This window comes from Sorangium sp. So ce362 (genome assembly GCF_051519845.1).
GTDB lineage: Bacteria > Myxococcota_A > Polyangia > Polyangiales > Polyangiaceae > Sorangium.
In genome coordinates, this window is the sequence record NZ_CP150332.1 from 9,411,759 (window position 1) to 9,433,534 (window position 21,776).

Here is a 21,776-nt window from a genome sequence, read left to right on the forward strand (position 1 = left end):
AACGGATCATGGAGATCAAAGACCTGTCCGACTTCCTTCGCGCCGATCCTCGCTTCACCACCCGTCGCAAGTGGCTGATCCTGAGCGAGCTTGTCTACACCCCCACGGGTGAGAAGGTGGAGGAAGGCTTCCGCTATTTCACCTGCTCCGCCGATGCCCTCACCGCCGCCCTGGAGAGGCGGGACTTCGCCGCCATCGCGAAGCTCCCCTTCGCCCTCGACGATGAGGGCGAGCCGGACACCTCCGCCGTGCGCCTGGATCTCGCCTACACAGCGTCCGGTGCCTTCGCCGCCTTCCAGCCCGTGGAGTATCGCGAACACGTGCCCACGTACCTGTCAGCGTCCATGGTCCTCGAGGGGGCCGAGGCCCGGGCGCTCCGCGACACGCTGCGGGAAATCGACCAGTCTTCCTAGAGCGACAAGCCGCGGCATTTGTTGGCAATCCGAGAAATTCGGTAGTATGGGCTCGTGTCATACCTCGAGCCCCCGCTGAAATTCTTGGTATGCTGGAATTGCATTGCGCGGTCCCTGCTCTCGGGAGCCCCCCATGCGTTCCTCGTGGAGCGCTTCCCCACAAAGATCCGCCGCACCTCCATGTCCATCCCCTGCCCCTGGGCAATGGCTGGGTCGGCGGCGCCTTGCCTCTGATCGCCATCACCGCGTCGACCTGGGCCACGACCACGTTCGGGACTGGCACCATCTACACGGGCCTTATTTATCCCATCTTAGTCTTCATGGTGACGTTGATCGCGGCGGTTGTTTCCTCCACAAGACCGGGGATCCCCGCATCGACGCCGACCTCCACGAGACGTGACCCGGACTGAACCCGCGTACCCGATTCACCGCCAGAGGAGATTTTTCATGAGCACCTGGAAGACGCCTAGCGCAACTCTTGTCGTCTCGCTCGCGCTGGCCGGAGTTGCTGCGCCGGCCACGAGCGAAGCGCAAACGGCAGATCCGCCTCAGCAGGCTGCGCCAGCCGAGCCGGCGACCGCGCTGCCCCCCGTGGTGGAGCCTCCTTCTGCGCCTCCTCCGGTCGAGCAGAAGAAGGCCGAAGACAAGCCTCTCGTGCGTGTCTACGGCATCGTCAAGCCCACGATCGTCGTGGGGAACGGCCTCGAGTCCTTCGGCAACCCGAACTACGTCGCCCCCACGGCCGCGGCGAACCCGCTGTTCCTCTCCCATCCAGATGCCGTCGGCCTGAGCTTTCAGGCGCAGCAGACGCGCATTGGCGTGGCCGTCGGGGAGGGCACGCCCGTGAAGGCGCAGGTCGAGGTCGATTTCGTGGATTTCGCCAAGTCCTCGCCGGCTCAGGCGACGACCCTTCGCATGCGTCAGGCTTACGTGGAGTGGTCTCCTGCCGACGGGCACAAGCTCACGCTCGGTCAGGCCTGGGATCTGTTCTCGCCGCTGAACACGCACACGTACAACATCGTGGGTGGGCTCTTTCAGTCCGGAAACTCGGGCTTCGTGCGTCACCAGTTCATCTACCTCGCGAACCTCGGCAGCGTCGAGGTGGGCGCCGCGCTCGGTCTGGTCAGCCAGAACGTCACGGCCATCCTCAACAACGTCGAGTACTCGCGCACGCCCACCTTCGCGCTGCGTGCGAGCTATCGCGCCGAGAAGGCCGCATGGGTGGGCGCCTCGCTGATCGGCACGCAGCTGGCCTTCGACGCGAACCTGCCGACCGAAGAGGGGCGGCTGGCGGTGGGTGGCAACCTGTTCGCCGAGGTCACGTCCGGGCCGCTGAACGTGCGGGCCGAAGCGTACGGCGGTCAGAACCTCGCCAACCTGGGCCTCCTGACGCTCGGGCAGGGCTACAGCACGAACGACGTCACCGAGGTAGGCGGCTGGGTGTCGGGGAAGCTCACGTTCCTCGAACGCCACTCTGTGCACCTCGTCGCGGGGGCCGCGATGGTGCTCAACACCGACGACATGCGGCTCGGCTACACGCCCGCGAGAGCGGCGACGGCCGAAGCGCCGGCCACCCCTCTCGCGCGCGTGGGCGGCAATGGCCCCGGCTTCGAGCGCAACGTGACCGTGCGCGGGGGCTACGCCTTCGCGCCCATGAAGGGGCTCTCGATCGTGCTCGAACCTTCCGTGATGCTCACGCGCCACAAGCTCGGCCCTGACGACGCAGCGCAGACGGACGCCGACCGCCTGGGCTGGGGCGTCGAGACGGGCGGCATCTACCAGTTCTGACGGCCCACGCGCCGGAGCGCGCTGGAGCTGTCCCGGTCGCTCCCGACCGCGGCGCCCCGGTCAACTCGACAGCTTACCCGCGCGTCGAGCTTCGCCGGGCCGGGGCTCTCAACTCCAGTGCGCGGCCAGCTCGAGGCGAGATGAGGGCCGCGAGGACTTTGTAGATGCCGCTCATGTCGTCGCGGGTGCACTGACGGCCAATCTGGTGGATGAGGTCTTTGCCTTCACCGCTGGTGCGCCGGATGGCGTGGAAGAGGTCTTTGTACCAGACGATCGGGTACCAGCCGGTGGAGATGATGCTGCCGTAGTGAATGCCGTCGCGCAGCGGCTCGCTCATCCTGTCCAGGCTGAGCTTCTGGAGGCGCTCCCCGCGTAGGTTGCTCGAGTCAAGCGCTGCGCTGGAATCGAGCCGACCGGCGATCGTCGCCGGTGTCGACGTGGCGCCGCACGTTCGGCGCCGGATGCGCGCAACGAGCGAAGGACGGGATCAGCGCAACGCCGTGGTGATGACATAGCGCGTCTTGTCCGAGTCCGGATCGTCGCAGTCCTTGTAATACTGCCCGGGCGGATGGAGCTTGCTGCAATGGTCCTGGCAGCTGCCGACGATCTCGATCATCCCGCAGGGCTCGGCCTCGTCCCCGCTCCCCGCGGCGCAGTCGCGCCGCGCCGCGCGCGACGCCTCGACGTTCGCCTCGTTGTAGCAGGCGCGCAGGTACGGCGTCTCCGCGAAGAGATCTCCCCAGAAGGCGCCCTCGACATGAGGATACGCCTCGCGCTCGTCCCGGTCGACCTCGTGGCGCAGCGGCTTCTCGTGCGATCGCATCGAGATGACGACCGACGCGCCATAACGGTTCGTGCGGGCCGCCAGACAGGCGGAGACGATCTGCTTGCCGGCCGCGTGGAGCGGGCCTCGCCTCCACTCGTCGGCGAGGCCGAGCTCCCCGTGATAGACCTCGTCGTGGGTCGTGCCCGCCACGTCGGTCCAGGAGAAGCGGAAAGCCTGAGACGCGTCGAGCGCGCAACTGACCGTGTACTTCACGAGCATCCGGAAGAGATCGCCGCCGATCCCGGAGTCCTGCAGCGCGGAGGCTGCCGCCGGACGCAACGTATTGTAGCTGAGCGCGTTGTAGCTGAGCGCGTTGTAGCTCAACGCATTGTAGCTGAGCGCGTTGTAGCTCAGCGCATTACCGCTCACGAGCGCGTCAGCGCTCGAGTCGACATTCGCTGCTTCGCCATCCGCTTCGAGCGCCAGCTCGGGCGCGATGCAGCCGGTAGCCACGAGAAGGATGCCAATGCATCCAAGAACAGACTTGGTTTTCACGTGATGAGACCTCGGTAGCGAGCCAAGGGGAGCGCTCGCGCCCCCCGATCACAGCACGCCCTCCGGCACGTCGCTCAACACAACGACAGCCGGGAACTCTCCACGTCTATGAACATCGTACGTCGATTCACTCCGTCTGTCAGCTCTTAAATCGACGTTCCGTGCGGATTCTCCCGTGGGAAAGCGGCGCGTGGTTCCCCGTAGTTCCGTTCAGCCGCGCTCAGCTGCGTTCAGCTGCATTCAATTACGCTCAGCTGCGTTCAGCTGCGTTCAGCTGCGTTCAGCTGCGTTCAGCTGCGTTCAGTTGGGTTCAGTTCCGACCCGTGCCGACCCACTGCGCCGCGAGCTCCAGTGTGCGGGCGTTGTCCGGGACGTGGGAGAGAAAGCGCCTGCGCCACTCGGGGTCACGGACGCCGGCGGCCCGGTCGAGCAGCTTGTCGCGCGCCGAGGAGATGGCCGCGGCGGCCCGCGGCGCGTCGCCGACCGCGGAGAACGCCTCGGCGTGGACCAGCCGGATCATCGACTCGCCCTCTTCGAGCCCGCCGAGCGACTCGAGCGCGGCCAGGGCCTCGCCGGCGGCCGCGAGCGCCTCGGCGGCGCGCCCCAGCCCGATCAGCGCCCGCGCACGGAGCGCCGTGGCCGCGACGCGGAACGGCGACGCGCTCTCCAGCGCCTCGGCGAGGCGCGCCTCGCGCTCCGCGACCCCGAAATCGCCGGCGAGCAGGGCGATCTTCGCCAGGTACGAGCGCGACACCACCTCGGCGCGCGGATCGCCGAGCCGCTGGCTCGACGCGAGGGCCGCCTCCTCGACGGCCCGCGCCTCGGCGAGCCTGCCGCGATAGGCGAGGACCTGCCCCAGGCTGGCCTGCGCCGCCGCCACCACCTCGTGGAGGCCCATCCGGTCGGCGGCCTCCAGCACGGAGCGCAGCGCCGCCTCGGCGCCGCCGTAGTCGCCGAGCTCGCCATAGGAGTAGCCCAGGTTCGCGCGGGTGATGCACGCGTTGCGCCGGTCACCGACCTGCTCGAACGCCGCGAGCGCGGCCTCCAGGCCGGTGACGCACGCGCCGGGATCGCCCCCGCTCATGGCGCGGAAGGCCCGCGCCTGGTGGAGCCCCGCGACCACCTCGGCGCCCGCGCCGGCGCCGCTCGACGCCCCGTCGCTGAGGGCGCGCTCCACCTCCGCGATGAGCGCGTCGACGACCGCGGGCCGCCCGGCGAAGGCCAGCGTCGAGGCGCCCGCGCAGAGGCACGTGCTCCTCGCGCTCTCCGCGCCCTCCAGCGCGGGCGCGCCGATCGCCGCGCCCACCCGCCGCTCCACGTGGTCGAAGCCGCCCAGCTTGCTCGCCGCGGCGACGACCTGCGCGATGGCCGTGAACCACGGCGCCGAGCCGGGCGTGAGGTGCTCCACCGCCTCCGTCCCCCGCTCCTCGGCGAGCGCGAGGTCGCCCCGCCACACGTGCGCCTCGGCCTGGACCAGCCGGAGCGCCCCCACCACCGCGGGCTCCGGTGCGCACGCGAGCCCGCGCTCGGCCCGCGCGATCGCGGCGCCGAGGTCGTTGCCCTCCAGGGCGTGCTGCGCCGCGCGCAGGTACGCCGCCGCGGCGCGCGGGGGCACGGCGCCGCGCTCGAAGTGCTCGGCGAGCGCCATCGCGTCGGGCTCGCCCGCGCGCTCCAGCCAGTCGCCCGCCAGCGCGTGGCCCAGCCGCCGGTCGGCCTCGGTCAGCATGCCGTACGCCGCCTCGCGCACCAGCGCGTGGCGGAAGCGGTACTCGACCTCGCCCCGCAGCCGCCCGGGCCCGCGCCGGTGGATCACCTCGCGCCGCTCCAGCTCCGAGAGCCAGCGCGTGACCCCGGCGCCCCCGAGCAGCGCGCTCACCCCGCTCGGCCAGAACGCCTGGCCGAACACGCTCGCCGCCCGCAGCACGCGCCGCGCCTCCGCGTCGAGCGCCTCGATGCGCGCCTGCACCATCGCCAGCACCGTCTCGGGCAGGTCCGCGCCGTGGCCGGCCGCCACCGCCCGGACCTGCTCCTCGAGGTAGAACGGGTTGCCGTCGGCCCGGTCCACCAGCGTGGCCACGACGTCCGCGCTCACCTCGTCGCCGAGCGCCGCGCGCACAAGCCGCTCGCTCGCCCGCCGCGTGAGCGGCGGCAGCATCATCTGGTTGCCGAAGCGGCCCTGCGACAGCCGGGGGAAGATCTCGTGCACCTCGGGCCGGCCCAGCCCGAGCACGAGGAACGGCAGGTCCTTCAGGCTCCGGAGCGCCGCCTCCACCATCGTCACCGTGGGGAGGTCGCCCCACTGGAGGTCCTCGAGGATCAGCACCACCGGCTGCTTCGCGCACTCGGCCCGGATGAACTCTTCCCACGACAGTCGCAGCTGATCGCCCATCAGCAGCCGGTTGCGCCGCGCGGCGCCGACCTGGATGTCGTCGTCCGGGAACGGCGCGCCCACCAGCTCGCCGAGGAAGGCGCTGACCCGCCCCACGTCGAGCTCCGGGTGGCGCTCGACCCGCGCCCTCACCTTGCGCCGCCGCTCCTCGAGCGGCTCGCCGTCGACGATGCCCATCACGCCCCGCAGCGCGCGCGACAGCAGCCCGAACGCCGAGCCCGAGCTCATCGGGTCGCCCTGGCCGAGCCACACCTCCACGCTTGCGCGGTGGGTGCCGCTGGCGCCATTGGCGCCGTGGGCGCCGTCGGCGCCGTGGGCTCCGTCGGCGCCGTGGGCTCCATCGGCGCCGTGGTCGCCGCGCTCGCCGAGGTCCCCTCGCGCCCCGCGCGCCGATATCTTCTCGAGGAACTCCTGCCGCAGCCGCGACTTGCCCATCCCCGCCGCCGCGACCACCAGCAGCGCGCCCGAGGTCGACTCCTCCACGCTTCGCTCGAGCTCCGCGGTCAGCACCGCGAGCTCCCGCTCCCGCCCCACGCACGCCACCGGCTTGCCCAGCAGCGCCGGCGCGGTCGCCACCCTGAGGTCGTCGCGCGCCCCGTGCAGGAAGCGCGCGCCGCCCTCGCTGCTCGTCTCGAACCGGCCGCCCAGCAGCCCCGCCGTCACCTCGTCGATGCGCACCGCGGCCGCGGGCGCCGGCTCGCCTTGCGCCGGCAACAGCTGCACCGCCCGGTCGATGAGCTCGCCCATCGGGATGCGCGACGTGAGCTCCGCCCGCCCCGTGACGAGCGAGACCGTCGCCCCCCCGAGCAGCGCGCGCAGCGCCAGCGCGCAGCGCCCCGCCTGCGCCGCGAGATCCGTGGCCGCCTCGGCGCTCGTCAGCACCACCAGCGGCGAGCGCGCGTCGATGAGCTCCATCTGGCCCTGGTAGCGCGCCGCGAGCGCGCGCAGCTCCTCGGCGCGCTCCAGCGCCCGCGCCTGCTCCTCCTCGTGCGAGCGCGTCTCCTCGTCGGGCTCCGAGCGCTCGTGCGCGAGCACGAGGCACGTGACGCGCCGCTCGCTGCTCGTGAGCTCCAGGACGCGCACCGGCGCGACGGGCTCGCTCCCGGCCGCCGCGCACAGGTTGCGGAGGTCGACCGCGCCGAGCGCCTCGGCCACGGCCGCGCCGTCGCGGGGCCGCTCGTCGGGCAGCTTCGCGAGCAGGCTGGCGACCAGCGCGTCGAGCTGCTCCGGCAGCTCGGGGCGGAGCTCGCGGACACGCGGCGGCTCGTCGAGGAGCACCTTGACCAGCACCGCGAGGACCCCGACGCCCTGGAACGCGGCGCGCCCGGTGAGGCACCTGAAGAGCACGCAGCCGAGCGCGAACACGTCGGCGCGGGCATCGACGCTCCGCTCGCCGCGCGCCTGCTCGGGCGCCATGTACTCCGGGGTCCCGAGGACGGTGCCCGGCATCGTGAGCTGCTGATCGATCCGGAAGCGCGCGATCCCGAAGTCGAGCACCATCACCCGGTCGAGCCGCCCCTCGGCGAGGAGCAGGTTGCTCGGCTTGAGGTCGCGGTGCACGACGCCCTGCCGGTGGAGGGCGCCGAGCGTCTCCGCCACGCGCGCGACGACATCGACGCTCTCGGCCGGGGTGAGCCCCCTCTGGACCATGCGCTCGGCGAGCGTCTCGCCCGAGAGCCACTCCATCACCAGATACGGCTTGCCGTCCGCCGTGAGGCCGTGAGCGATGTACCGGACCACTCCGGGAATGCGCAGCGCCGAGAGCGCCTGCACCTCGCAGGAGAAGCGGCGGAGCTCACTCTTGCCGGCGCGGCGAAGCACCTTGAGAGCCACCGTGTCGCCGCTGCACAGGTCGCGCGATCGGTAGACGTGGCCCATCCCCCCCGAACCCGCGAGGGCCTCGATCTCGAACCGCGCGTCGACGATCTCTCCCGCCTGCATCAACGGCCGTGAAGCCACCGATATCACGCGCGCGGCCCTCCTGGGCCGAATCCAGGCCTGGATGGGCGCGCGGACTCACCTCGTGGCGCGCGCGTCCGGGTCGATCGCGCGATGCGATGCGATGCGTCGCGGGTGAAGCCGCTCGAACAACGCACGCTCGGGGAGGAACGGTGCTCCGCCCTTGCGGCATGCCCTGGAAACCATAGTATTGCGTACGATAGCTTGGTGCGCAAGATCACCAGATGACGCGTCCAGCGTGGGTGCGTCACCCACGAGGAGGGTTTCTGTGATGCGCGGACCGCTTCGGAGCAGGCGAGCGAGCCGGCTCCTGTGTAGTCCGATACCCACAGCGGGTGACCGCACTGTCCCGCTGGACGCGTCATGCGCCGCCGTGATGATCACGCTCCCCTTCTTGCTTCCCGTGCCGACCTGCCGGTGAGCCCCGGCCATCGGCTCCAGTGGATAGCGTCTATCGATGACCGGCTTCAGCTTGCCCGCCTCGATCAGCTATCGAATGAACGTCAGCGCCTCGAGCTTCTCGGTCGCCATCGCAGACACGCGCTCTTGCCGCCCGCCATCGACGTCCGCGCTCATCGCGCTCGGCCACCACGAGATCCATTTTCAGCGGATTTTTCCCACGACGACGCGGATGGCGCTTGGAGACACCACGGCGAGGACATCATGAATGAATTTTTTCTCTCCAGGCGCTATCTGCGCCCGGTGGTGCTCGCGGCTCGCTCGGCGGTTGAAGATTTTCCCCCCGGACCTCGTCTGCGCCCGGGTGGTGTTCGCAGGCTCGCCCGGCGGTCAAGGTGTGTTGACATCCAGCCACGGGGCTGCGATGAATTGGCGGAGCTTGCCCTTACCTGACAGGAGACGTCGGATGTCGATGAGCAAGAGCTTGATGAGTGCCGTGTTGATGAGCGTCGGCATTGCCTTTGCGGGCGCGGCGTGGGCCGCGGGTGGGACGGCGGACGTCCCCGCTTCTGTTGCCGAGGGGAAAGATTTCGGCTGTGGTGCAAAAGGACAGAAGCCCTGTCCGATGCAGGGCTGGATGAAGACGGTGATGCAGTCGGCGACCACGAGCGGCGACGGCGCGAAGATCGCGTCGGCGCTGGAGTACGTCGCGGCGAAGCCGCCGCCCGGGATGCCCAAGTGGGTCGCGATCTCGAAGGACGGCGTGGAGAAGGCCAAGAAGGGCGACATCGACGGCGCCAAGGCGAGCTGCAAGGCCTGCCACGATCTGTACAAGGCGGAGTACAAGGCCAAGCTCCGCGACGCCGCCTTCTGAGGCGTCTCTCTCTTCCCGCTCCCCCCCTGTCGCGCCGAACGCGCGCTCTCCTGGCAGCCCTGGTCGCACCCGCCGGGGCTCGGTCCGCGGGCGCGGGCCGCCGCTCCCCGTTACCGTCCCCCCTCGGTTGCCGCTGCTCCCCGCTTCGGGGAGGCGCGCGGCCCGCGCCGCTCAGCAGGCGTCGTTGCCGGCTGCCGCGCAGATCTCCTGGGGCGCGAGCGTCCGGCCGAAGACGCGGAGGCTGTCGAGCAAGCCGTCGAACTCGTCCTTGCCCGAGGGCTCTTCCGAGCCGATGAAGATGGGCTGTTCGTCCGAGGCGATCACCGCCCCGGAGGAGCTCCGGTCGATCTCGACGCCGTTCACGTAGAGGCTCTGCGTCTGGCCGTCCGAGAGACACGCGATGTGCGTCCACTCGCCTGGAACGAGGGCGTGAGGCACGTTCCGCTCGACCCCCATGGTGCAGCGGATCTCCCCGCCCGCCATCAGGAAGATCGAGGGCTTCCCGCCGCTGTCGATCACGGCATATCGCCCGCTCTTCGGCAGGGTGGCCGGGTTGATCCAGACATCGATGGTCATCGCAGGGGCGGTCCACGCGGCGTCGTGGCGGAATTCGAGGCTGCTCCCCCGCGTCACCCTGAGCGCCTGGCCGTCCTTGCCGGGCTCGTATCTCAGGTTCTGCGCCCGCTTGGGCTTGAACTTGTGCCGGGAGCCATCGTTGGGGTCCCCCTCGAACGCGAAGCACGCGATCAGCGACGGATCTGACGCGTCGCACAGCGCCGCGGGTTCCTCCACGGGCTCTTTCGCGGGCTCCTCGGCGGGTTCTTCCGGGGGTGCGTTCCCCGGCGCCTCGGCGGGAGCTTCACCGAGGTCTCCGAACGGTTCCTCCTCCGCGGGCTTTTCCGGTCGAGGCTCGGATCGTTCTGGCTGGCCGGTGCCTCTCGTGTCGAGGGCACAGCCCGGCAGCGACAGCAGCACAACGGCCATGCCGGCCAGGCAATGGGGTGAACGACGGGAGGAGCAAATCATACTGCGTTTCCTGTGGCCGGCAGCATAGACCCAAAGAGCGCGCCGTGTCACCGAGAGTCGCACGAGGGCTGACACGATGCAAACGCTCTCCCCGGGTCTCACCCCTCCGGCGCCCGCGCGAGGAGCGAGATAGCCGCTCCGCAGCATCGCTCTCCGGAACATCGAGAGCATAACTTTCAAGAGATCACCGACCTGTCGATGACATCGTTCTCGAGGACACGGTCGTGCGCGATACGAGGCCTTACGCGGACGATCCGGAGACAGGGTACGGTATCTACGTCATCGCCGACATCGAGGCTAACCTGCAATCCGAGGCGACCCTGCGGCGCGTCGTCGTCGAGCAAAACCGCTTCCTGGGCGTCGCGTTCCTCGGCTCTGACGCCTCGAACCAGTGCGGCTGTCAGGGCGCGAGCTTCCCGTGCAGGACCAAGAGCGCGGGGCTCACGCCGCCGGAGTCGCTCCCACCGGTACTGTAAATATCGAGCGCGTGGAGGCGCGCGCCGAGCGCGATCTCCCGATTCGCCGCCTCCCGCGCCTCACCCCGGCGCGCGCTTCGCGCGGCGGAGATCCGCGGCCGCGCCCTTCCGCTCCTCCGGCTGGCACGTCGGGCAGAAGATCGCGTCGTACCCGTGGACGCTCGAGCGACGGAGCTTGTCGCCGCAGCGCGGGCACGGCTGGCCCGGGCGCCCGCGGACCTTGAGGAAGTCGCGCAGCTTCTCGTCGAGCGCCGGCGCCCGCCGGGCGATCGTCCGGGTCGCGTCGCCGAGGACGCGGGCGACCGCCGCGTGGAGGCTGTCGAGCTCCCCCTCGGAGAGGCTCTTGACCGTGGCCTTCGGGTGGATCTGCGCCTCGAAGAGCACCTCGTCGGCATACGCGTTTCCCATGGAGTCGAGCGCCGCCTTGTCCATCAGGAAGTCCTTGACGAGGCCGCGCCGCCCGCACGCGGCGGCGCGGAACGCCTCCGGCGTGAACACCCGCGGATCGAGGACGTCGAGGCCCACCCGCTCGAGCCCGGGGATCTTGTCGTAGTCGCCCCGCGCGAGCACGTAGACCTTGCCCATCTGCACCTCGTCGCGATACCGCAGCTCACGCCCGTCCTTCAGGGCCAGCGAGAAGGCGAGATCGGTCGGGATCCGCGTCTCCCCCGGCAGCGTGATCGAGAACCGCCCCGCCAGCATCGGGGCGATCACGAGATCGAGCGCGCGCGCCCCGGCGAGCTCGATCACCACGGCGTGCGCACGGCGCGACACGCGCCGGATCTCCACGCCCGAAAGGAGCGCGTCGAGGCGCTCCGGGAGCAGGACGCGCAGCACCACCGGGCTGTCGGCCCGGGCCGCCGCCACGATCGCGCCCGCGAGCTCGCGCGCGAGGATCGGGACGACGTATTCCAGGTCGGGGCGCTCCGGCACGACCCCAGGATACCGATCTCACCGCGGAGGTCGCGTACGACCTCCGATCGGGCGGAAAAGAAATGCGGCGGCGCGCTGCTCAGGCGCTGATCTGCGGAGCCTCCGTGCCGTGCGCGACCTCCCCGCCGTCGCGCTCCTCCGGCTGTCGATCGCCCTCGGCCACGAGATCCTGGCTGCGCGCGAGCGCGTACACGGCGCGGATCCGCGCCGGCGCGAGGGCCGGCCCCGGCTCGGGGTTCAGGAGCACGGCGCCGTCGTCGAGCTCCAGCGCCACCGGGATCACGCCCCGGGGCTCGAGCGCCGCCCGGAGCTCCTCGAAGCGGATCGCGCCGTCCGCGCGATCCGCCTGGCCGAGCGGCGGCGCCTCGACGCGCACGAGGTCCTGCCCGCCCTCGTCGAGGAGCTCATCGTAGAGAGTCGTTACGCCCGGCACGAAGGCGCTGTGGACCATGAAATAGTTCTTGATCCGCTCGGTGCTGACGAGGCTGAGCTGCAGCCGATCCGACCCGGCGAAGCCGCACCTGCCGGCGTCGAGGAGGCACCGGACGTGCTCGCCCTTGGCCACCGAGGAGAACTCCGCGAGCACGTGCAGCCGCGCGCCGTGCGCGAGCTCGCCGCTCTCCAGCGCCCGCGCGAAGCGGATGAGCCGCATCGCCGTGCGCGCGTCGCGATCGAGCCCCTCGGGCTCGCTCAGGAACACCGCCGCGGAGGCCGGCGCCCCGCGCGCCGCGCAGCGCACCGCGAGCGACGCGAGGTCGTGCCCGTGCTGCGTGTACACCGTCGCGCTGCCGCCGCGCGGGAGCGGGAGCGTCGCCCCGTTCGATCCCGGCGGCGCGCCCTCCGGCGCGAGCGTCACGCCGAGCGAGGCGAGCCGATCGGCGAGCGGCATCCGCTCGTCGCCGCGCTCCCCGAGGACGAGCGTCACCTCGATCCCCGGGACGAACTGCGCGAGCGCGTGCAGCAGCGAGGGCAGCGCGGGGCTGTACCCGACGATCAGCACCCGCTTGAGGCGGCTGCGGCGCAGCGAGAGCGTCGCCGCCCACGCCCGCGCCGCGCCCGCGCCGTTCGCGCCCGCGCCGTCCGCGCCCGCGCCGTTCGCGCCCGCGCCGTCCGCGCCCGCGCCGTCCGCGCCCGCGCCGTCCGCGCCCGCGCCGTCCGCCCTCGCGGCGGGCGCGATCCCGCGGCCCATGAGGAGCTCTCGCCCGTAGCGCCGGAGGGGCGCGTAGGTGGCCGACACGCCGATGAGCCCCCGGAGCCGCCGCGCCGGCACCCGGCCCGCCCGCGCGCCGAGCGCCCACGCCGGTGATCCCTCGATCGGATCGAGCAGCGGGTTCAGCCACTGCACGAGCCCCTCCGCCGGCACGAGCTCGCCCTCCCGGCGCACCGGCACCGCCTCGCCGAGGAGGACGCCCGCGAGGACCACGTTGTTCTGGCAGGCCGCGCGCGCCATGCGCGAGAACGAGATCTCGCCGCCCGGCCCCTCGCCGAGCGCGGCGACGATCCGCGCCGCTTGCTCGCCCAGGAAGATGTGCGTGTAGAACTCCGACCCGTCGGCGGTCATGAGGTCGGTGTAGAGCGACTCCACGCCCGGCGTGATCAGGTGCTGGCACAGGAAGAAGCCGAGGAACCGCTGCATGTCGAGCGGATACGTCCCCGGCCCGCCCACCGCCTGGAGCAGGTCGCGGTTCTTGCTCTCCTGCACCTCGACGAACACGTGGCCGCGCCGGTTCTGCATCCGGAACGAGGAGAGGGTCATGGCCGTCACGGCGTCGGCGTCGGGCCCCGCGTCGGGCCGCGCGAGGATCAGCGCCCGCTTCACCCCGGCTGCGCCCACGAGCCCGAGCGCCTCGGGCTGCGCGCTGTCCCCCTTGCGGTAGGCCACCCAGCGCATCCTCGGCGCGTAGAGGTACGCGGGCGGGTCGTCCTCGGTGCCGAGGAGCGCCATCCGCGGGAACGCGTGCCGGGTCGGCGGGGGCCCGCGGCGGACGAGCCACACCCAGAGCTCCGAGAGCCGGAGGCTCCGGAGCGCCCGGTGGCGCTCGTACAGCCGGACGAACTCCTGCACCAGCATCTCCGCCTCGTGCACCGGACCGATCACGAGCGTGTGCCCCGCGTAGCCGACCGGCCGCCGCCGCGCCGCGCGCACGACCTGGTCGACCACGTTCGCGCCGATGCCGATGATGAACGACGTGATGAAGACGCCCACCATCGTGAGGCCGAGCGAGATGACGGCGACGAGGGGGTGCACCCGGAGGTTCGCGACGAGGTTGTCGGCGCTCTCGAGCTGCCGGAAGGACCACCAGATCCGGTCGATGAAGGTGGTGTCGGGGACCGGGCCGCGGCCGTCGTAGTCGTGCGCGACAGCGAGGTGGCTGAGCAGCACCGACGCGCCGAACGCGAGCCCCCAGACGGCCAGCGTGACGAGCCCGAACTGCTCGAGCAGCTCGCGCCGGGTCAGGATCGCGTAAAGGTCGACCGCGATCTCGCGCGTGAAGCGCAGGAGCAGGAAGAGCCGCGAGAGCCGCAGCACCGGCAGGGCGTGGGCGGCGTGCGCGTCGAGGAGCTGCTCGAGCGGCAGGAAGCTGAGCCAGGCGAGGACGTCGAAGGCGAAGAGGAGGACGTCGAGGCGCGACCGCTCGCGCCCGCGCTCGCGCAGGAGGGCGGCCCGGAGCAGGAGCTCCACGCCGAAGATCCCGAGGAAGTACGGGCGGAGCTCGTCTTCGAGGCCCTGGATGGGCAGCACCGAGACGAGGATCAGGAGCGAGAGCGCGGCCTTGACGGGGCGGGCCTCCAGCCCGGCGGCGAGGCGGAGGAGCAGGGGCAGGCGGGGCGCCATGGGCGCGAGGATAGAGGAAAGGCGACCCCGCGCGCGGCTGTCTCCGGGCGGTCCGGGAGGCGCCTCGGCGCGCCCCGCTCCGGGCGCCGCGCTGCCCGGACCGAATAGCAGCGGTCCACCTCGGGGCGGACATTGCCCTGCGCGTCCGTCGTTATCCCGTTGAACTCGTCGGAGATGACGCAGAAATTCATGCGATCTGTACCATAGTAGCGGGTCAACACCTGGAACATGGCAGTCCCGAAGCTCGAGTGCCCAGAGACGTACGCCGGGAACGATGGCGTCATGCGCGACGGGCCCTGGTTGCTGCCGGGGCTCCCGACGGGCGTCCACCCCCTGTCAGCTATCGTGAACGGGTTCCCGTCCCTGTCGGCATGACGGATCCCGACGATGGGCCTCCAGAAGTCGTAATGGTATTTCGTCTCCCGCGTGGCGATGCCGGCGTCGGCCAGCGCGATGTTGACCAGCGCGAAGTAACGGGCGTTGTCGATCTCCGAGTTGCCCTCCTGGACCGCGAGGACCCGCGCGATCTGGTTGTAGAGCCGCGGCGGCACCCCGATGCGCGGGGCGTCGTCGTACGACCGCGGCGAGCGGGCCGCTCGGGTAATACACGCTCGCCTGCGACGCCCCGTCGACGCTCAGGATCGCGAGATACCGCGCCTCGGCGCTCGTGTACGTGAGCTGGAGCGCGTCGCCGGGCAGGAGCCGCTCTCCCGCGCCGCCGGGCAGGACCTGCTCACCGCGCTTCACGTGGTAGACCGCAAGGGGCCCGGCTTGGGCACGGGTCGGTGTCGATTCGCAATCTTCCGTTGTTGCTACAATTTTGCAGCTCGACTCGACGTGCCCAGCGTGCGCCCGATGCAGTGCTTGAGGCCCGCCTGGAGGTCGGAGAGCGTCGTGATCTCGGAGAGGTCGAGCCCGAGCGAGACGACCGTCTGGGCGACGCTCGGCCGGATCCCGGTGATGATCCCCTCGGCGCCGAGGAGCCGGATCGCGCGGACCAGCTCGACGAGGTAGCTCGCCGTCTTCGTGTCGACCGCCTCGACCCCGGTCAGGTCCAGGAGCGCGAAGCGGGCCTGGGTGCGCACGACCGCCTGGAGCAGGCTGTCCATCACCTCCGCGGTCCTCGCGCTGTCGACAACGCCGATCATCGGGAGCGCCAGCACGCCGCTCCAGACCTGGAGGATGGGCGTCGAGAGCTGGCGGATGACCTGCTGCTGCCGCTCGATGAGCGAGAGCCGCTCCCGGAGCTCCTGCTCCGCGCGCCGCGACTCGGTGAGATCGAGGGTGATGCCGACCACCGCGTCCACCTCGCCCCCTTCGCCTCGGACCGGAACGAACCAGTTCTCGATGGGCTTTCCGTTCGCTTCCATGACGTTGTGGATCGGCTCCCCTCGAAGGGCAGTGCGCAACCCCACGGTCTCGTGCTCCTTGTAGAGGTCGAAATTGTTCAGCCCGACGAGCTGTCCTGGCCTCATGCCGGCCGACGCGAGCGCCTTGCCGTCATAGTAGGTGAACACACCGCGGCTGTCGGAGGCCCAGACGACGACATCGAGGTTGTCGACGAGGGCGCGGAGGATCGCCTGCTGCTCCGCCTGGCACCGGGACGCCTCGGTCTGGGCCGTCACGTCGCGGCCGATGCACAGCACGCCGGCCGCCTCGCCCCGGGGATCGAGTACGCGGTGGTGAGCCCACGCGCACGCCATGTGCCCCCCGTCGCCCCGAGCGTGGCGCAGGCGCCGTTCCCCGCTCTCCTCGTCGAGCAGGCGCCGCCATAGCCCCTCGTCCTCGGGCGTGGGCAGCAGCTCGTCGATCGGCCGGCCGATCGCGTCCTGTCTCGAGATGCCGAGCTGTCGCGCGGCGCTCTCGTTCCACTCCGTGATCGCGAGATCCAGGCCGTATTCGACCACCGCGAGCGGCGATCGGGCAAGAGTGTGCACGTGTTCCCTCATCTTCAGGAGCGCCGCCCGCCGGCTGTCTTCGCTGCGCGCCAGCGTAACCCTGAGCCCCATCGGCAGATCAAGTTCCTATCAGGGGCCACGCGGGCGCGAAGGCCACATCGCATCACGGCGCCGGCGCGCGTCAGGCCAACGGCGTACGACGCAGCGCGCCGGGGGCCGCCGCGCGAGGAACAGCGGCCCCTCGGGCCGACCCGCTTCCTACAGCCGTCGATTTTCACCCAGGCGGCGGAGCGCGAACGCGATGCCGCTCTGGAGGCTCCCTTTCACCACGACGGATTGCAGCTCGACATCGAGCTCGACAAGCGTCCGCGCCACCTCGGGGCGAATGCCCGTGAGCACCGCCTGCGCTCCGATGAGCCGCAGCGCTGCCGCCGCGCTCACCAGCATCGCGGCAACGCCGCTATCGACGACCTTCACGCCGGTGACGTCGATGATCACCACCGCCGCGTGGCACCTTTGCGCCCCCTGGAGCGCGGTCTCGAGCATCTGGCGCGCCCGCGCCTGATCCACGGTCCCGATGAGGGGCATGACCATGACCCGGTCGGTGATCGGGATGAGCGGGGTCGACATCTCCGACAGCCGCTCCGTCTGCACCCGGATGATCTCTTCCTGGAGCTGCGCCCGCTCCTCCTCGGCGCGCTCGCGCTCGCCGAGCTCCAGGAGGAGCCGCTCGTTGGCTCGGCGGAGCTCCTCGGTGCGGTGGGCGATCCGATCCTCCAGCGCCTCGTTCACGCGCGCGAGCTCGCGCGCCGACGCCTCTGCGCGCGCGACGAGCCGCGCGTTCTCGACCGCGATGGCGGCCTGCGCCGACAGGAGGGCGCACAGATCGAGCCGCGCCGGGGTGAACACCTCGGTCGCGGCGTTGTTCTCCAGATAGAGGATACCCGTGAGCTCTCCCTTGTGCATCATGGCCAGGCAGAGCAGCGACTTCGGCTGCCTTTCGGCGATGTAGGGGTCCCCTGCGAAGCGGCTCTCGCTGGACGCGTCGCCGAGGACCACGGGCTCCCGGGTCCTCGCGACATAATGCACGACGGAGAGGGCGATATCGGCGCTGGTCTCGGCCGGGACCGATGGGCCTATCGTGACCGTGTGGGGGTCCATCGTGATCGTGGCGTCGAGCGTGAGCCGGCCGTCCTGCTCGAGGAGGAGGACGCCCCGCTGCGCGCCCGCGTGCTCGATCACGAGCCGCATCAAGCGGTCGAGGATCGTCTCGAGGACAATCTCGCCGGCGATCGTCTGCGCGGCCCGGCTGATCGTGATCGTGTCGAGGAGCGCGGTCCCCTTCCCCGAGGTCGTCCTCGTGGTGTAATCCGCGCCGTTCGTGGCGGACGACGCCGCCATCTGGAAGAGGTGCGGGTGTTTGCCGGCGAGGTCGGCCGCCTTCGCCGTCGCGCCCCACCGCACGTAGCCCTGGTACGCGTCCCGCATGTGAATGGACGCGATCTTCTTTCTCCTGCTGGCCAGGTGAAACCTCGCGGCGAGCTCGTTGGCCAGCGCCTCGTGGTGGAAGAACTCGTTCTGCCCTGCGGCCTCGATCGCCGCGTCGTAGAGGTTCGTCGCCTCGAGCTCGTCGCCTTCGATCCGCGCCCGCTCCGCCTCGATGAGCAGCTTCTTGTGCAGGAAGTTCTCGGGGCAGCTCTCCGCCCACTCGGCGAGCTTGCGCTGGTGACCGGCGAGCAGCTCCGCAAACGCCCGCTGCTCGGCGGCTGACCTCGTCGGGTAGAGCCCGCAATAGACCAGGCAGAGAAAGAAGAGCCGGTCCGTCTCGGCGTAGGTGCCGTTGCCGATCGCGTTCTGCGCCTCCCCGAGCCGCGCCATCTCGAGGGCTTTGTCGTACTCCTCGTAGAGGGCGAAGAGCTGCATCTTGACGGTGTAGTACCAGGCCGCGGCCATCGTCATGCCGGGCTGCCCCAGCGTCGCGACAAGCGACTCCTCGTCGAAGGAATCGTCGCTCAGCGTGGATCGGCTCCTCGTGCGCCCCGTGAGGTTCGCGATCATCTGCTTGCTGAGCCGGAGGACGACCTCGGTGAGCGGGGTCTTGGTCCGCTGCATCAGCGCGAGGCGCCGGTCGGCCGCCTCCTCCACGGCGCCGAGCTCGTCGCCGAGGCCCAGCCGGAAGTCGAGGCTGCGGTGCGCGGTGTAGGCGAGGAAGATGAGATCGCCCGACTCGAGGCCCGCATGGTGCGCCTGCTCGAAGTACTCGAGCGACGACCGGAGCGGCTTCCAGAAGGCGTTGACCTGCGCGAAGATGAAGCACACCTGGCATCGCAGATCGACGGAGTTGAACTTCTCGCAGAGGTCCAGCGCGAGCTTCGCGAACTTGTACGCTTGCTCGTACGAGCTCAGCCACCCGCACAAGATGATGGCATACGCCCCGAAGATACCGGGCGACTGCTCCGAGAGGCCATACTGGAGGGTGAGCGTCATCTCCCTGGCCATGATGTAGGAGCAGACCCTGGCGTCGACCATGTAGGCGGCGGGAGCCAGGATCCTCAGGATCGGCATCGCAGCCTTCTTGTCGGGATCGGTCATCAGGGGCGCATGCAGCAGATCGTCGATGCGCCGTCCGGCCAGGATCGCCTGCGCTTGCTCGATCTCCGCGTCCGCCGCTGCCTTGCACGCCTCGGGGGTCTCGGGGAGATGAATCCCGAAGGCCGAGAGCGCCTCCCGACCGACCTCGATGGCCCTGACGAACTGGTTCCTCGCGCAACAGACGGCGATGCTGAGCTTTCGAACGCGCGCCTCGTCGAAGCGGGACCGCGCGCGGGCCAGGAGGACGTCGAGCGAGGCCTCCACCGCGTCGAACGCCCCGACGGCGTACTCGCACTCGGCCTGCTCCATGCGGAGCGCGAACAGAAGCTCGTAGTCCTCTCCCCAGGCCGCCTCGCCGAGCGGGGACAGGCCGGCCCGGAAGTAGCTGGCGGCCGCCTGGTAGGCCGCGGACGCCTTGGCCTTGCGGCCAGCGGCGAGGTTCATGCGCGCGAGCATGAGCCGCTCGCTCGGCTCCTCGATCATCGCGGCGCCGAGGTTCAGGTGGTTCGTGATCTCGAACAGGGTCTCGTCCCGCGGCTCGGCGCCGCTCCTCGCCCGGAGGAGCCGCCCGATCCTGAGGTGCACCGCCTGCTTCTCGGCCTCTCCGACGAGCGAATACGCGGCCTGCTGCACGCGGTCGTGCACGAACCTGTAGGCGACATGGAACGTCTCGAGGGGCGCCGAGCTCGCCACGTCCTGATCCGCGCCGCCATCCAGGAAGCGGTATTCGGCGTGCAGGGGCAGGACGAGGCCGTCGCGCAGCGCCTCCCAGAGATCCGCCGCGGCGTCGATCGGGGATCTTTCGTGGATGGTCGCGAGCGAGCTCAGCTCGAACCGGTGGCCCATGCAGGCGGCGAGCTTCAATGCGCGGCGGGTATTCTCCGGCAGGCGCTGGATCTTGCCCGCCATGAAGTCGACCACGTTGTCCGTGACCATTCGCTGCCGGATGCGCTCGATATCCCAGATCCAGCGGCCCGAGGGCGCGTCGAAGGTGAGGAGCTTCTCCTGATCGAGCGCTCCGACGAACTGGTTCAGGAAGAACGGATTGCCGTGCGTCTTGCTCCACACGAGCTCTGCGAGCGGCTCGATCGGCTCCTCGCCGCAGCCCAGGGCGTCCGCGACCAGCTGCGTCGCGTCCGGCAGCGAGAGCGGCTGGAGCGCGATCGCAGACACGGCGGCCCCGGCCTCCCGGAGCCGCTCCAGGGTGATCGCCAGCGGATGGGCCGCGTCCACCTCGTTGTCGCGATAGGCCGCCAGCAGGAGCAGGTAGCCGCGGTCCGGATCCGACACGATCTGCTCGATGAGGTTCAAGGAGGCCGGATCGATCCACTGGAGATCGTCGAGGAAGACCGCCAGCGGATGGCCCCGGGTGGCCACCGTGCGGAAGAAGCGCTGGAATACCAGCGCGAAGCGGTTCTGCGACTCGGTGGGCCCGAGCGGCGGGACGCTCGGCTGCGGCCCGATCAAGAACTCGAGCTCGGGCACGAGGTCGACGAGGATCTGCCCGTTCGAGCCGAGGGCGAGCTGCAGGCGGCTCTTCCAGCGCGCGAGCGCCTCCGAGGGCTCGGCAAGGATCTTCCGGACGAGCTCCCGGAACGCGCACGCGATGGGGGCGTACGGCGTGCCGCGGTCGAGCTGGTCGAACTTCCCTGCAATGAAGTCGCCTCCGTCGCGGGCGATGAGCTGGTGTATCTCCTGGATCAGCATCGATTTGCCGACGCCCGCATAGCCGGAGACCAGAAAGAGCTCGGCCGCGCCTCGGGCCGCGCGCTGCCATGCGCTCCCCAGCGCCGTCATCTCCGCCTCGCGCCCGTAGAGCTTCTGCGAGAGGCGGAGCTTCCCCGACCGGTCGCGCTGGCCGAGCGGGAATGGCTCGATGCGGCCCGTCGTCGAGAGCCGCGCCAGGCACTCGTCCAGATCGGCCTTGAGCCCGCTCGCGGTCTCGTACCGATCCTCGGCGGCCTTGGAGAGGAGCTTCATCACGATGTCGGAGACGACCCGCGGAACCGCGGGCGAGACCTCGTGCGGAGGGACGGGCCTCCGCGCGATATGGCTGTGGACGAGCTCCACCGAATCCGTGGTCTGGAAGGGCAAGACGCCGGTCAACATCTCGTAGAGCGTGACGCCGAAGGAATACAGATCCGTGCGGTCGTCGAGGATCCGGTTCATCCGGCCCGTCTGCTCCGGAGACATATAGGCCAGCGTCCCCTCCAGGGTATCGGGGGGCTCGGCGCCATGGGTCTCCCGGGAGAGGCGGGTGGCGATCCCGAAGTCGATCAATTGAGCCGACCACGTCTCTGGACGAGTCAGGATGTTGTGCGGCTTGAGGTCCTTGTGGATGATGCCGTATCGATGGATGGACGCCAGCGCGTCCGCCACCGAGGAGGCGATCTTCAGCGTCGCACCGAGGTCGAGCCTCCGCGCCTTCAGGGCGACATCGAGGGGGAGGCCGCCAAAGTCCTCCAGGACGAGCGCGAAGCTGCTGCCATGCTTCTCGAGGCCGTACGTCTTCACGACGCCTGCCAGCGAGAGCTCGTTCAAGATGCCATGCTCGTGCCTGAGCTTGGCGAGCATCCTCGGGTCCGGGCGATCCCCCTTGGGAAGCTTGATCACCACCGGTACATGATCGGCATTCCGGTAGCCGCGGTACAGCACGGCATCGGAGCTCTGCTGGATCTCCGAGATGAGCGTGAACCGAGGTAAATGAACCATTCCGTCCCCTCTGGGCGCTCCGTTTCCGACGGAGTTTTGCACCAGACAGAAGACGAAAAAGATGTGCTCCCTGTCAAGCCTTATCTGAGACGCCGCGCGAATCCAAGGCTCGGCGATCAGGCTTACACTTGCATGAGTCTTATCTGCTTGCGGATCGGGC

At 70.3% G+C, this 21,776-nt stretch carries 14 protein-coding genes; 4 read left to right on the plus strand and 10 right to left on the minus strand.

All coding sequences use genetic code 11. From position 1 onward, the window contains the following. The first annotated feature begins 8 nt into the window (after nucleotides 1-8). Entirely contained in the window at nucleotides 9-413 is a 405-nt protein-coding gene (locus WMF17_RS36290; protein ID WP_437597946.1) for a hypothetical protein, read from the plus strand. Between the two features lie 447 nt (nucleotides 414-860). Continuing rightward, nucleotides 861-2,201, plus strand: a complete 1,341-nt coding sequence (locus WMF17_RS36295) for a hypothetical protein (protein WP_437597947.1) — start codon at nucleotides 861-863, stop codon at nucleotides 2,199-2,201. A 73-nt stretch (nucleotides 2,202-2,274) separates the two neighbouring features. Here WMF17_RS36295 and WMF17_RS36300 read toward each other — a convergent pair whose 3' ends face one another. The 4 genes from WMF17_RS36300 to WMF17_RS36315 all read right to left on the minus strand — a co-directional run bounded on the left by WMF17_RS36300 (nucleotide 2,275) and on the right by WMF17_RS36315 (nucleotide 8,359). After that, on the minus strand, nucleotides 2,275-2,538 hold the full coding sequence (locus WMF17_RS36300) for a hypothetical protein (RefSeq protein WP_437597949.1): 264 nt from the start codon (nucleotides 2,536-2,538) through the stop codon (nucleotides 2,275-2,277). Nucleotides 2,539-2,688: 150 nt separating this feature from the next. Further along, on the minus strand, nucleotides 2,689-3,480 hold the full coding sequence (locus tag WMF17_RS36305; protein WP_437645617.1) for a hypothetical protein: 792 nt from the start codon (nucleotides 3,478-3,480) through the stop codon (nucleotides 2,689-2,691). A gap of 352 nt (nucleotides 3,481-3,832) precedes the next feature. Continuing rightward, nucleotides 3,833-7,852, minus strand: coding sequence for a serine/threonine-protein kinase (locus WMF17_RS36310; protein WP_437651428.1), 4,020 nt, complete (start codon nucleotides 7,850-7,852; stop codon nucleotides 3,833-3,835). Nucleotides 7,853-7,927: 75 nt separating this feature from the next. Then, entirely contained in the window at nucleotides 7,928-8,359 is a 432-nt protein-coding gene (locus WMF17_RS36315) for a zinc-binding dehydrogenase (RefSeq protein ID WP_437651430.1), read from the minus strand. A 397-nt stretch (nucleotides 8,360-8,756) separates the two neighbouring features. On the opposite strand from WMF17_RS36315, the gene WMF17_RS36320 reads away from it, so the two are divergent. Then, nucleotides 8,757-9,143: a hypothetical protein gene (locus WMF17_RS36320; protein ID WP_437645618.1), complete on the plus strand. Its 387-nt coding sequence runs from the start codon at nucleotides 8,757-8,759 to the stop codon at nucleotides 9,141-9,143. A 171-nt stretch (nucleotides 9,144-9,314) separates the two neighbouring features. On the opposite strand, the gene WMF17_RS36325 is transcribed toward WMF17_RS36320, so the two are convergent. After that, complete coding sequence (locus tag WMF17_RS36325) at nucleotides 9,315-9,935, minus strand: LamG domain-containing protein (protein WP_437597953.1); 621 nt, start codon at nucleotides 9,933-9,935, stop codon at nucleotides 9,315-9,317. 458 nt (nucleotides 9,936-10,393) lie between these two features. On the opposite strand from WMF17_RS36325, the gene WMF17_RS36330 reads away from it, so the two are divergent. Then, nucleotides 10,394-10,645 carry a hypothetical protein gene (locus WMF17_RS36330; RefSeq protein ID WP_437645620.1) on the plus strand — a complete coding sequence of 84 codons (252 nt, stop codon included), beginning with the start codon at nucleotides 10,394-10,396 and terminating at the stop codon, nucleotides 10,643-10,645. 60 nt (nucleotides 10,646-10,705) lie between these two features. On the opposite strand, the gene WMF17_RS36335 is transcribed toward WMF17_RS36330, so the two are convergent. From WMF17_RS36335 to WMF17_RS36355, 5 genes are all read right to left on the minus strand, one after another. After that, the gene (locus WMF17_RS36335; protein WP_437597955.1) at nucleotides 10,706-11,578 is read right to left on the minus strand and encodes a DNA-formamidopyrimidine glycosylase family protein; all 873 of its coding nucleotides are present in this window, start codon (nucleotides 11,576-11,578) and stop codon (nucleotides 10,706-10,708) included. A 79-nt stretch (nucleotides 11,579-11,657) separates the two neighbouring features. After that, nucleotides 11,658-14,414, minus strand: coding sequence for a hypothetical protein (locus WMF17_RS36340; RefSeq protein ID WP_437645622.1), 2,757 nt, complete (start codon nucleotides 14,412-14,414; stop codon nucleotides 11,658-11,660). Continuing rightward, the gene (locus WMF17_RS36345) at nucleotides 14,333-14,965 is read right to left on the minus strand and encodes a vanadium-dependent haloperoxidase (RefSeq protein WP_437645624.1); all 633 of its coding nucleotides are present in this window, start codon (nucleotides 14,963-14,965) and stop codon (nucleotides 14,333-14,335) included. Before WMF17_RS36345 ends, WMF17_RS36340 begins: the two co-directional genes overlap by 82 nt. 261 nt (nucleotides 14,966-15,226) lie before the next feature. Next, nucleotides 15,227-16,351 carry a PAS domain-containing protein gene (locus WMF17_RS36350; protein ID WP_437645626.1) on the minus strand — a complete coding sequence of 375 codons (1,125 nt, stop codon included), beginning with the start codon at nucleotides 16,349-16,351 and terminating at the stop codon, nucleotides 15,227-15,229. Nucleotides 16,352-16,570: 219 nt separating this feature from the next. After that, the gene (locus WMF17_RS36355; protein WP_437645629.1) at nucleotides 16,571-21,616 is read right to left on the minus strand and encodes an AAA family ATPase; all 5,046 of its coding nucleotides are present in this window, start codon (nucleotides 21,614-21,616) and stop codon (nucleotides 16,571-16,573) included. Between the last annotated feature and the right edge of the window lie 160 nt (nucleotides 21,617-21,776).

Excerpts from the sequence above, each read along its gene's own strand:
- WMF17_RS36290 (WP_437597946.1), top strand. The coding sequence starts at position 9 with ATGGAGATCAAAGACCTGTCCGACTTCCTTCGCGCCGATCCTCGCTTC.
- WMF17_RS36340 (WP_437645622.1), bottom strand. The coding sequence starts at position 14,414 with ATGGCGCCCCGCCTGCCCCTGCTCCTCCGCCTCGCCGCCGGGCTGGAG.
- WMF17_RS36310 (WP_437651428.1), bottom strand. The coding sequence starts at position 7,852 with ATGCAGGCGGGAGAGATCGTCGACGCGCGGTTCGAGATCGAGGCCCTC.
- WMF17_RS36355 (WP_437645629.1), bottom strand. The coding sequence starts at position 21,616 with ATGGTTCATTTACCTCGGTTCACGCTCATCTCGGAGATCCAGCAGAGC.
- WMF17_RS36320 (WP_437645618.1), top strand. The coding sequence starts at position 8,757 with ATGAGTGCCGTGTTGATGAGCGTCGGCATTGCCTTTGCGGGCGCGGCG.
- WMF17_RS36295 (WP_437597947.1), top strand. The coding sequence starts at position 861 with ATGAGCACCTGGAAGACGCCTAGCGCAACTCTTGTCGTCTCGCTCGCG.
- WMF17_RS36300 (WP_437597949.1), bottom strand. The coding sequence starts at position 2,538 with ATGAGCGAGCCGCTGCGCGACGGCATTCACTACGGCAGCATCATCTCC.